Here is a 12,716-nt window from a genome sequence, read left to right as displayed (position 1 = left end):
GCATGGTAGAAAGAGTAAATAGAACCATTAAGTCTAATACAATTTTAAAACACTCTTATAATTCATACGACCAGATGCATAAAGATCTCTTTAATTTTATGTGTAACTACAATTTATACAGAAGACATGGCTCACTGAGAAAAGAACTTGATGTTAAAACACCAATTCAAGCAATTTATAAATGGTATCAATTAGAACCTGAAATATTTATTGTAGAACCAAAAAAGTTTGAAAATAAACTACTAAATTTACAAGACAAGATTAATCAACTTCCGTTAACAACCTTGTGAAACTTTACAGTTAGTTGGTAGTGATTAGATAATAGTTGTTAGTTGTCATTCCTTGTTATAGCTTCGGAGGACGAGTTAGTTGATTCCCCAATGATATTTATTTTGCCACTGGCTTCGGTAAACGAGGTAGTTTTTCCTCCTTCGTTATATCACACATCGACGAAAGCTTCAGAGAAAAGGTAGTTGATTCTCTCCATATGAAATCAATAACATCTTTTAACTTATAGGTTTTTTATCGAAATCTTTTCTTCTCAATTCGAAATTCTCTCCAAGATATACCTTTCGCACCATTTCATCTGCTGCCAAGTCTTCGGCTTTGCCTTCACGAAGAATACTCCCTTCAAACAGAAGATATGTTCGATCAGTAATAGATAATGTTTCTTGTACGTTGTGATCAGTTATGAGGACCCCAATATTTTTCTCTTTTAGTTGTGCAACAATTTTTTGAATATCCTCAACAGCAATAGGATCGACACCTGCAAAAGGTTCGTCTAATAAAATAAATTTAGGATCCGTAGCCAAGGCTCTTGCAATTTCTGTTCGTCTTTTTTCACCACCAGAAAGACTTTGTCCTAAATTTTTTCTGACATGTGTCAAACCAAACTCATCTAATAAACTTTCTAATTTCTCTAAACGTTCGGCCTTTGTCCGTTTTGTCATTTCTAATACCGTCATGATATTATCCTCAACTGACATCTTTCTAAAAACAGACACTTCTTGTGGAAGATAACCAATCCCCAATTGCGCCCTTTTATACATGGCGTATTTGGTTATGTCAGTACCATCTAAATATACTTTACCTTCATTAGGCTTAACCAAACCAACAATCATATAAAAAGAAGTTGTTTTCCCAGCACCGTTAGGACCTAATAAACCAACAATTTCACCTTGATTAACTTCAACAGATACCCCTCTTACAACTTGTCTACCTTTATATGATTTCTTTATATTATCTGTTCTTAATTTCATACTTTAAAAATCTGATGAAAATTTAAATTTAATGCCAAAGTTTGTAACTGGCTGTCCATAGAGATCTAAATTATCTCTATATGATAAACGCCAAACTGCATCAACGCGTATAAATTTAAGAATATTTTCTAAGCCTAAACTTACTTCATAATACGGGCTCGTAAATTTATTTGAAAATGCAGGCAATAACATTTCAGCATTATGTCTATCATCATATCTACCAATAACCATTCGCGCATTGTACACCAATCTCAGTTTCAATTTGCGGACCAAAGGAATTCTATCCATAATAAATCCTTGTAAATGATGTTCAAAATCTACCCCTACCCACTCATCACTAATGAATTCGTAATAATTCATTAAATTAAACGATGTCGCTTGCAAATAATAGGTCTCATTCCCCGGATGAATCTGCAAAAAAGGATAAGGAACAGAACCAAATATCTTTCCTGCGTAGACAGTATAATTTATTCGACCTAACAAACCTAGACGAGGTCTATGATTCCAAATAAAATCAAGTCGATGAAAACCATATTCACTTGCTAAAAAATCTTTTATTCCCCAGGTATGGGTAAGTGATATAATTGGATATTTAGACCCCATTGAGATTCGATCAAATTGGCCAGCGAGGAATTTTTCTTCCCTTGTATACATTATTTGATTTCGAATTTGGAAGGATGTAATATCAGAAATCTGAATGGTATCTCCCGACTCTGGATTCAATCGGCTATAATCAGAACTTCCCAAAGGAATATAGTTTTTCCATTCTACCGTATGAAAGGTACGCATATCAACACGATAATCTTTTTCAAATCCTACAGTAGCCTGATGAACCATTGTTAACTTATCAACTGGACCGACTGACAATAAACTGGTTATTGAATTCCCCACATCTCCAACAGTCGATGTCAATCCTAATTGTTCAATTTTTTTTCGATAACCAAAACGCAACATCTCTCTCGGATTGTCACTAATCTTCCATCGCAATGACCCTCCATACTTTATAACTTCGTCCTTTAAACCATAAGCTGCAAAACCTGAAATTTCTACTTTTTTACTGAATTTATTCGATGTTCTTAAACTCAACATAAAACGAGTCCCTTCCACTACATTCCTATTGTAAGCGTCGTATAAACTACCTATCTCAATTGGTCCGACCTTCCAAAAACCAGTATAAGCGAGGTAAACAAGATTTTCCATAAATTTATAACTCGCATTCCCTTTTAAAGAATCAACCATTTCTATTACACCTGCCTCCTCTTTGCTTAAACTTGTAAAACGTTGGGCATCCCAATAACTATTATCACGCGATTCTGCACTATCAGACAAAACAACATCTGAAAGGTAAAAGTCGAACGGTTTAGGTTGATTGAGTATAAAATCTTTTCTGGTGACATTCTTGTGAATAGTTACCCCCATCAATTTCACGTCTTTCGAATCATTAAAGAGATCAAAATTGGCTTCCATCTTTTCAGACGCCAATAAAAACAAACTATCATTTACAGCTTTATATTCTTGTTCAACATAAAAACCTGAAACATAATTCAAATTGACATCATCTGGTATTTCAGCAATGATTTTCTTTAAGGCAAATCCTTTTTGTGTAATCCATATTTTGCCGTTAAACATTGCATCACCTTTTCTTTTTGGGCGGAATTGGATATTAAAGCAGGGCACATTTTCTATGGTGTCATTCTCTAATAAAATATACTTATAAAATAGCCGTCCTTCTTTTGCAATTGGACTCATGAATTCCTTATTGAAGAGCTCTACATAATCTTCATAAACATTCACATCTTGATACATTTGACCAGTGAATTGCCCCAATTGTAAGTTATCTACACCTGTTACTCTTGATGCATTTATAATTTCTTTTTCTTGTTTTGGTTGACCATTAAAATAATAGGATGAGATTCCTTCAGTCAAAAGCACAGGTAAATAGTTTTTATTATTAACCGTATCCATGTAATCCATGATAAAGTCAAATTTTTTGAAGACAGCTCGCTTCTTAAATTCTTCGGTCATATTGTTAATATCGAATTGCATTTTATTGTAAATATTACATTGCAACGCCGATAAATTATCTGGATTGTTTTTGACCTTATTTTTATGTACCTCTTTCAAAATTGCAAAAGCCGGATTTTCTCCTGGTGAAATGATAATCTCAGTTAGACTAGTTATTGACTCTCTAAGATAAATAGTTGAATCTACGTACTTACCTCTTTTTAATGGAATTTTGATGGAAGTATACCCAATTGCACCGCATATAAGAGTATCAAATTTTTCTTTCGATTCGATTAAATATACACCATTAATATCAGCTCGAACAGCGCTCTCAGAAATTTCAAAAAATAGTTTTGCAAAAGGTATCGGCTGATTGGTTATTGTGTCTGTGACGGTACCTGAAATTTTAATTTGAGCACTTAAATTAAGCGAACAAAGCAAAGCTATTGCGATTAATTTAAAATGCATTTTCATATTTTTCTAGCTGCAAACATATTGGGCTCAACAAAGCACTATTTTTTTAAAGAAGCTTTGTATCTTTTCTTCTCAATTCGCTTGGCAATAATTATACCAATCTCGTATAATACTATAATCGGTAAACTGACAATCACCTGCGTAAATAAATCAGGCGGCGTAATAATTGCTGACACAATAAGTATGGCAACCAGCGCATGCTTTCGAAACTTCTTCAAAAACTTGGCTGATATGATTCCAATTTTTGAGAAGATTAAGATGATTACAGGCAATAAAAATAAAAGTCCCGTAAAAAACACAGTTGAAATAATTGTTTTCAAATATGAATTAATGGTAATATTATTTTCAATTTGGTCAACCATTTTCCAATTTCCTAAAAACTGAACAGACAATGGCGCAACCACAAAATACCCAAAAGCAATTCCTATAAAGAAAAGTAACGAAACAAAAAACACAATACCTCTTACCGATTTCACTTCAGATTGTCTTAAACCGGGCTTAATAAATCCCCAGATCTGATGAAAAACAATTGGGAAGGCTACTATTAACCCTCCAATAATAGCCATCATTAAGTTAGTACTGAACTGTCCTGACATTTCAACACTTTGAAAATCGATATCAATACGCCCGGAGCAAATATTAAACCCCCAACAGAAGAATCTAAAGATGGGGAATTCCGGTTCGGCTAAAGCCAAAAAGATATTATTTGTTATCCAAGATGTAAAATAAAAAATAGCAATGGCAAAAACAACCACAGCAATTATACTCTTGACTAATCTCCATCTCAGTTCTTCGAGGTGGGATAAGAACGGCATATTTGTATTTTCTTCACTCACAGCTTGCAAAAATACTATATTTTAAACCACCTTTTGATTGTTTTACGCACATTTTAATTCTTATTTAAAACTATTGAATATAAGCTGGAACTTTCGATTTGATTTCAGCATTTTCAAAATAAACTTTTTTCACTTTTAGTTTCCCTAACTTCTTAAGAACTTGTCCTTTTTCGGCTTCATCCTTAATCCATAATTCAGCTTGTTTTTTCATCGTTGCAATCCACAAGTCAGCCTCATGTTTAGCACGCACACCCGCATAAAAATCTATCTCATTTAACGTTGGATTTTTCTTTTTAAACTTATCATACCCCGTTTTATATTGTGAAAAATTAATGGGCAACATATTGTCATCGCCTACCGTTAATTGTAATTCGATAATATCATTCTCTTTGGCATAATAAAGAACAGCTCCGTCACTTTTTGGATGTTCAGGATCATAAGCTATAACTTGGTCTCCTTTTAAAGACTTAAATCTATTCGATTCTACAACGCTAATTCCAGCTGATGTACAAGTTAAATTAAAGTCGACTTTTTCTTGTGCCAGTAATTTGAATATTTCAAAAGTTTGCAACGAATCACTTGCCGTAAAATCTTTAACTTGATCATCCTTTTGAATTTTTCGCATGGTATACTTATCAGCATTGTCCACATAACTTAAATCAATATGCGTAAAATTCTCCTCAGTTCTTTTCTCAAAAACATCCTTACCGAATGTAATATGATATACCCTAAACGATTCTGATTTACCTGAAGGCGCAAAAGTAAAGTCTTGTGTTTTATAATTAAAAATCGCACCATCGATAAAAGTATAAATATGATTATTTTGTTCATATTCCATTACCAAATACCCCATATTTTTCTTCATCTTATCCAATTTGGTTTCATATTTCGTCAGTGTTTCAAATGCTTTCTCCATTTCAATTTTTAGTTTAGCTAAAATTGATTTTTGCTTGACTAAAATTCCATTCAATTGCAATAAATGATTCTGTTCAATATTTCTCTTCTTATCCAATTTCGTCATGGCACCTTGAATGTGACCACTTCTATCTTGATCTGACAAGGACAAGTCTTTCTTTTTTAATTTTTTCTTCTTTATTTTTGGTGGAGCGGAAGGTGTATGCCGAATGACATCTAATCTATATTCAGACTTTTTAATAGCCATTTTGGTACTTTCAATTTTCTTTTCATAAAGATCTATCTGGTATTCATAACCTCGTTTACCATATAAATCTTCTTTTAATTGTGCAATATGCACAAATTCAAGCTCGTGCATTAAACGCCAATAAGTAACTCCTTCACCAAATGTTGAATCTGGAGAAACTAAACGATGTTCATTTTTGCCATAAAGCACATACGAATTCCCTCCTTTTTGGATCACTAAAGTTGTTTGCCGCTCTGGATGAAAACCAAAAACATCAAAATGCATGACAGTTGATTGATTCCCGTCGTTTTTGTATTCTCTAATTAATACATCATCAGTCTTCAATTCATCCAACTCTTTCTCAACATTTAATACTTGGTTTATATTAAATCGAAACAATCCTTTTTCATCTGGCAAATTCCTTGTGAACGGGGTATAAAAACCACCTTCTAAATCGGCCCAATTTGAACCATCACCAACGGCAGATAAATCACTATTATTTGACATGTTTGTTCCCGTCAATAATTCTACCATTTGATTCGCTCGCATATTAACATACTTCTCTTGTGCAGCCATTATTGCATTAATAATCAACATTTGCTCAAGTTGATCGAAATTTGTATTTCTTATCGCCGCCAACTTATCGTGAACCGTCAATGAATGTGTATAATATCCTTGTAATGATTCTATCAATACATAATCTCCATTATTCAGGGTGCGAACAGCTTTTTGAGGTACTTCTTCGAGTACAAATTTTTCAAACACTTTAAGTCGATCTCTATAAATTTGATCGGCTTCATCTGTTGAATTCCTAAAATGAAGAGCTTCTCCTAATTCCCACAAAGCAAATCGTATTGCCAAATCTCGCACAATCCCATTCGACTTTCTTTGGAATTGATCTTGATGTAAGATTAATTTATCTGGAGATTTAATTATTTGCGCTTCGATATATTTATAATCGGGCAACGTATCATTGATGTACGGTATAGAATCTGTAAATTCGAAAAGATGGAATAATTCTGGTTGTAGAGTCTCAGTTTTTCGAGCAACATAATAAAGGTATGTTTTTTCTTCTCCAGACAGATCGTCCCAACTGGTTTGCGTGAAGCCGATATTCGTTATTAATAATAAAAATAGATAAAAGTATTTCATGTAATATATTTGTCGCGTACAGATAAAAAACTCAAATTCCGCATTTAGTTACGCTAAATTACTTAATTTAAGTAACTGAATTTCGATTGATCAGGAAGGTTTTCAACAGTCAAATTAAAATTAAGTTTAAACTTTTCCTTGCTAAAAATACATGTTTAAACAAATATAATTGTACTTTTGGATTTTATCAGGAACAATTCCTGCGTATTTATCTAACCATTAACAACTAAAAGAATGAAAAATATTATCTTGAGTATTGCCTTTTTACTTCCCTTATTAGGATTTTCGCAATCATTAAAAATTAAAAGTAACCTGGTTAAGGTGACATTTGTAGCAGATATGCAAAACACGTCTGGCAGCATAGGTGGATTTGAAGCAAAGATTAACTTTGATAAAAACGACTTAACCAAATCTACTATCTCAGGAAGTGTTGATGTAAGTACATTGGATACTGGCACAAAAAAAAGAGACGAACATTTAAAAAGTGAGGACTATTTCAATGCTGCGAAATATCCAAAAATGACTTTTACAAGTACCTCAATAGTTGAAAAAGACAATCAACTAATAATGACAGGGAAATTAAAAATCAAAGAAACTGTTCGTGAGGAAGTAGTTATTTTCACTTTTAGTGACAACGTATTCACAGGTACCATGAAAATTAATGCTACTGATTACGAAATGGGAAATTTCTCAAAGAAGAAGCCTGAAAAAACTAATATTAAAATAAAATTCGAAATTCCAGTAGGAGAATAACACACTTTTAGGAATACAATTTTGTAAAAAAGCCTGAATAAAAGTTCGCCCTTTTATTCAGGCTTTTTTAACTTAAATGCTTAAATTTGACTGAAGAATTATAATTTGAATTTGGCAATGCCAAATAGTTAATGGAGCATTTAAATCAACTTTTCGGAAAAAAACCAGTTAAAAAAGGCACTATCACTGAGCTGGCGGAATTGGCGAACTTACGAATTTTAGAAAAGGATATTTCTGACAATAATTATTGGACCCTCATTGAAGACTCTCTTACGCTAACGAAAAATCAATACGAGCAAGAAAACTATTTGATTGAAGCATTAATCAAATTCAATCCTGAAGAAATAATTGGATTCCATCTCAAAACAATTCACTTCATTAATCAGTTAACAGATATTAAAATTTCTTGTGCTTCATTCATCATTAATGGGAATGATCTCACTGAAACAGTCGAACATTTTAGATATTGGATTCTGTCTCGTGGCAAGACAGTTTATGATACCGCTTTAATTGATGCTGATTATTTGATAAGCGAAATCTCACCTGAAACTAATTTCTATGATTTTGAAGGATTCAAACGTATTGCTTCAAAAGCATTCAAAAATTTAACAGAACAAGAAATAGCAGATTATATTGATTCAAAAAAGCTGAAAACTGCACCTTCTTTGAATGATGCCATTCGTTGGGACGAAAATGATCCTGAAACTTTGCAAAAACATTGCCCCAATTTATTCGCCACACTCTGGAAATAAAAAACCACCAGGTCTGGCACCCCGGTGGCTAAATCAATAATAATTTACTATGAAAAAAAGACCCAACCCTTGCGTCTTCTCTTTACTGTATGTCCAAATAAAAAAAAGGTAACTATTATTTTCTAAATTATTTTTTTTGTCGTATTATATCATTAAAATAATATGCAACTTTACGCAATTATTTAATGGGTGTAAACATCGCGCTACAACTGTGACAAAGAGATGAATACGAGCATTAAAATTGACAAATAAAAGAATTAATTTTTCACTTTTTACAATGGAAGAAATAGAAAACATTGAACTCGTTTTTTTAACGTTAGAAAATTACAAGGATTTGCAACCTGCTATTAAATTAGCATATCCTGATTTACCCAATCCTTTTTGGAGTGAGAAGCACATTAAAACGCTAATCACAAAATTCCCCGAGGGACAAATCGTAATTCAAGTGAATGGAAAAGTGGCAGGTTGTGCATTATCTATTATTGTTGATTATGACGATTTTGACAATCACCATACCTACAATGATATTACTGGTAATTATACCTTTAACACCCACAATATTGAAGGGAACGTATTGTATGGTATCGATGTATTTATTAAACAAGAATTTAGAGGCTTAAGACTAGGTAGACGTTTATATGATCACCGTAAAGAACTTTGCGAAAGTTTGAACCTAAAAGGTGTGGCATTTGGCGGTCGAATTCCAAATTACGGACAATTTAAGGATACGATGACCCCAAAAGAGTATATTGAAAAAGTGAAACGGAAAGAAATTCACGATCCAGTTTTTAACTTTCAAATATCAAACGACTTCCACCCTGTTCGTATCATTAAAAATTATTTAGATGGTGATAAAGCATCTGATGATTATGCCGTTTTATTAGAATGGGACAATATTTACTATGAGAAAAAAGAAAAAAAACCGAGTAGAAAAAAAACAAATGTTCGACTGGGCTTAATTCAATGGCAAATGCGTTCGTATTCGCATCTTGATCAACTATTACAACAAGCTGAATACTTTATTGATTCTGTTTCAAGCTACCGATGTGACTTTGCATTATTCCCTGAATTCTTCAATGCACCTTTAATGGCTAAAGATAACCACCTTCAAGAACATGCAGCGATTAAAAATCTGGCACAGCATACAGAAACAATTGTACAAAAGTTTTCTGAAATGGCCATTTCATACAATATCAACATCATCACCGGAAGTATGCCTGAGGTAGTTGACGACCGCTTATATAATGTTGGTTATTTATGCCGTAGAGATGGTTCTGTTGATAGATATGAAAAACTCCACGTTACACCAGACGAAGCAAAAGTTTGGGGCATGCAAGGAGGTAATAAACTACATACTTTTGATACCGACTGTGGAAAGATTGGTGTATTGATATGTTATGATGTTGAATTCCCTGAATTGGGAAGATTATTAGCGAATGATGGCATGGATATATTATTCGTTCCTTTCTTAACGGATACACAAAATGGGTTCTCAAGGGTTCGGCATTGCGCTCAAGCAAGAGCTATTGAAAATGAATGTTATGTTGCAATTGCAGGATCTGTAGGCAACCTTCCAAATGTACACAATATGGACATTCAATATGCTCAATCAATGGTGTTCACTCCTTGTGATTTTGCATTCCCCACGAATGGGATTAAAGCTGAAGCAATACCCAATTCAGAAATGATATTGATTGCCGACGTAGACATCTCCTTATTGCGAGAACTCAATCAATTTGGTTCTGTAAAAAACCTTCAAGACAGAAGGTTGGATTTATACAGTCTGAACAAGAAATAAAACTAAATCGCAATCAGATTTTAAACAAAAAAGCGGCTATCGAAATTCGATAGCCGCTTTTTTAATCTTATAAAATGACCTAATTAATCATTCAGGGCATTTTCTAAAGCGTGATCATAAATATCTTTAATTTCATTTACGAAACCAAAGTGTTCATCATCAACACACATTTTTCCTTTTGTTACATGACCTAATAATGTATATGGTACAGATTGTTTCATCATGTACTCGATAAAGTCATCTTCTTGATCTTCATTAATCGTAACAACAACTCTACTTTGTGCTTCACCGAATAAGAAAGCATCCTCTCTAACCTCAGCATCCGATACAATATCAAATCCAAGATGAGAAGGCATTCCCATTTCAGTTAGTGTGATAAATAATCCACCATCTGCACAATCATGCGCTGCATTAATCAATCTATTTTGAATTAAGCCTTTCACAGTTTCTTGTAATTCAGCTTCTTTATCTAAATCAAAATAAGGTGCTGGTGAAGCTTCAATTCCGTGAAACGAAACTAAGTATTCAGAAGAAGAGATATCATTCTTTGATTCTCCAAGAATAAAAATCAAATCACCTTTTGATTTAAAATCTAAAGTCATGATTTTAGATTTATCCTCAATTACACCAATCATTCCAATAGTTGGTGTTGGAAAAACTGGCACCTCAACACCATCAATTACTGTTTGGTTGTAAAAAGATACATTCCCACCAGTAACCGGCGTTTTAAATTTTAAACATGCTGCAGACATTCCTTTAATTGCTCCGACAAACTGCCAATAACTTTCAGGGTTATATGGATTACCGAAGTTCAAACAATTTGTTATTGCACTTGGCACACCACCAGAAACTACAATGTTTCTTGCTGCTTCTGAAACGGCAATTTGTGTTCCTATTTCTGGATCAGCATTTACATATCTCGAATTACAATCAACAGTCATTGCTAAAGCTCTATTAGAACCTTTTATATTACTGATCCCTGCATCAGAAGGGCGATTAGTACTCATTGTTTTAGTACCAACCATCGAATCATATTGCTCATATACCCATCTTTTAGATGCGATATTAGGATGAGCCAATAATTTCATTGCCACTTCCTTCAAATCTTCAGGCTCTGGCACGTCATCAATATTAAACTTTTTGAATTCTTGAAAGTATGCTGGCTCTTTATATTCTCTATCATAAATTGGAGCACCACCACCTAATACAAGTGATTCAGCTGGAACAGAAGCGACAACTTTACCATGCATAGAATAGTTAATCATTCCACCTTCAGTTACAACACCAATTTTGGCAGCATGTAAATCCCATTTATCAAAGATACCTTCAACAATTGCTTCTTTACCTTTTTCAATTACAACCAACATTCTTTCTTGCGATTCAGATAATAAGATTTCCCAATCTTTCATATCCTCTTGTCTTGTTGGCACTTTAGATAAATCAATATCCATACCTACATTATCACCTGCTGCACTCATTTCACATGAAGAACAAGTAATTCCCGCCGCTCCCATATCCTGCATACCTACAACGGCATCAGTTTTTGCTAATTCTAAAGTCGCTTCTAATAATAATTTTTCTTGGAAAGGATCTCCAACTTGAACAGCTGGTAAATCTTCAGAAGACTCTGCAGTAATATCTTTACTTGCAAAAGCCGCTCCTGCAATTCCATCTTTTCCTGTAGCAGAACCAACGATATAAACTGGATTCCCAACACCCGCAGATGTCGCAGAAATCATTTTACCTTCTAAAATACCTGCAGAAAATGCATTTACTAATGGATTTGTATTGTATGATTTATCAAACATTACTTCACCACCAATAATTGGAATACCAAAAGCATTACCATAATCACCAATACCTTTTACAACTCCTTTTACCAACCATTTGGTTCTATCTTTTGTGATATCTCCAAAACGCAATGAATTTAACTGCGCAATTGGTCGAGCACCCATGGTAAAAATATCTCTATTTATTCCACCAACACCTGTTGCTGCACCTTGATAAGGTTCTAAAGCACTTGGATGATTATGCGATTCAATTTTAAATACACAACCAACACCATCACCTATATCAACTAGACCGGCATTTTCTTCACCCGCCTTAACCAACATATGTGGTCCATCTTTAGGCAATGTTTTTAGCCATTTAATTGAATTTTTATACGAACAATGTTCCGACCACATCACTGAATAGATAGACAGTTCAGTAAAGTTCGGCGTTCTGCCCATTGCCTGTTTAATTAATTCGAATTCTTCGGCTAGTAAACCAAGTTCTATAGCATTGTCAACTGTAGCAATAGTTTGTGTATTATTTTCCATTTTTAACTCCTAAATGATTTGGCCACAAAGTTAATTATTCTCTATGGTTTAACCCCGTAAAATTCACGAATTTTTTCGCCAGTGGCTGACGATTTATAAAAAAATAAAAATTATATAGATATAGATTAAAAAATAATAGTTCAACAATTAATCTATTCTTCAAATTTGGACTATTGTTTTTTAAAAAAATGTCAGCATTAATCCTGATTGCTTAAATTGAAAATGA

Annotated in this window: 8 protein-coding genes and 1 pseudogene; 4 read left to right on the top strand and 5 right to left on the bottom strand. The window is 33.5% G+C overall.

Annotated elements, in window-relative coordinates:
* Positions 1-290 (top strand): annotated as a pseudogene (locus T367_RS25005) (hypothetical protein); the annotation flags it as partial.
* A 216-nt stretch (positions 291-506) separates the two neighbouring features.
* On the opposite strand, the gene lptB reads toward T367_RS25005, so the two are convergent.
* From lptB to T367_RS0102280, 4 genes are all read right to left on the bottom strand, one after another.
* Positions 507-1,259, bottom strand: coding sequence for an LPS export ABC transporter ATP-binding protein (gene lptB, locus T367_RS0102295; protein ID WP_027418404.1), 753 nt, complete (start codon positions 1,257-1,259; stop codon positions 507-509).
* Between the two features lie 3 nt (positions 1,260-1,262).
* A complete protein-coding gene (locus T367_RS0102290; protein WP_169736010.1) occupies positions 1,263-3,731 on the bottom strand; it encodes a DUF5686 family protein in 2,469 nt (822 codons plus the stop codon).
* A 44-nt stretch (positions 3,732-3,775) separates the two neighbouring features.
* Complete coding sequence (gene tatC / locus T367_RS0102285) at positions 3,776-4,573, bottom strand: twin-arginine translocase subunit TatC (protein ID WP_027418402.1); 798 nt, start codon at positions 4,571-4,573, stop codon at positions 3,776-3,778.
* Between the two features lie 70 nt (positions 4,574-4,643).
* Positions 4,644-6,866 carry a hypothetical protein gene (locus tag T367_RS0102280; protein WP_027418401.1) on the bottom strand — a complete coding sequence of 741 codons (2,223 nt, stop codon included), beginning with the start codon at positions 6,864-6,866 and terminating at the stop codon, positions 4,644-4,646.
* Between the two features lie 234 nt (positions 6,867-7,100).
* Here T367_RS0102280 and T367_RS0102275 point away from each other — a divergent pair, with 234 nt between their 5' ends.
* The 3 genes from T367_RS0102275 to T367_RS0102265 all read left to right on the top strand — a co-directional run bounded on the left by T367_RS0102275 (position 7,101) and on the right by T367_RS0102265 (position 10,169).
* Positions 7,101-7,619, top strand: a complete 519-nt coding sequence (locus T367_RS0102275) for a YceI family protein (RefSeq protein WP_027418400.1) — start codon at positions 7,101-7,103, stop codon at positions 7,617-7,619.
* A 131-nt stretch (positions 7,620-7,750) separates the two neighbouring features.
* Positions 7,751-8,371: a DUF4240 domain-containing protein gene (locus T367_RS0102270; RefSeq protein WP_027418399.1), complete on the top strand. Its 621-nt coding sequence runs from the start codon at positions 7,751-7,753 to the stop codon at positions 8,369-8,371.
* Positions 8,372-8,648: 277 nt separating this feature from the next.
* Entirely contained in the window at positions 8,649-10,169 is a 1,521-nt protein-coding gene (locus T367_RS0102265) for a carbon-nitrogen hydrolase family protein (RefSeq protein WP_027418398.1), read from the top strand.
* A gap of 83 nt (positions 10,170-10,252) precedes the next feature.
* On the opposite strand, the gene purL is transcribed toward T367_RS0102265, so the two are convergent.
* Entirely contained in the window at positions 10,253-12,490 is a 2,238-nt protein-coding gene (gene purL, locus T367_RS0102260) for a phosphoribosylformylglycinamidine synthase subunit PurL (RefSeq protein ID WP_027418397.1), read from the bottom strand.
* Positions 12,491-12,716: the final 226 nt, after the last annotated feature.

It is taken from the genome of Crocinitomix catalasitica ATCC 23190 (assembly GCF_000621625.1).
GTDB classification, from domain to species: domain Bacteria; phylum Bacteroidota; class Bacteroidia; order Flavobacteriales_D; family Crocinitomicaceae; genus Crocinitomix; species Crocinitomix catalasitica.
The sequence above is the reverse complement of the archived record's forward strand: the minus strand, read 5'-3'. Positions and strand labels throughout refer to the sequence as shown.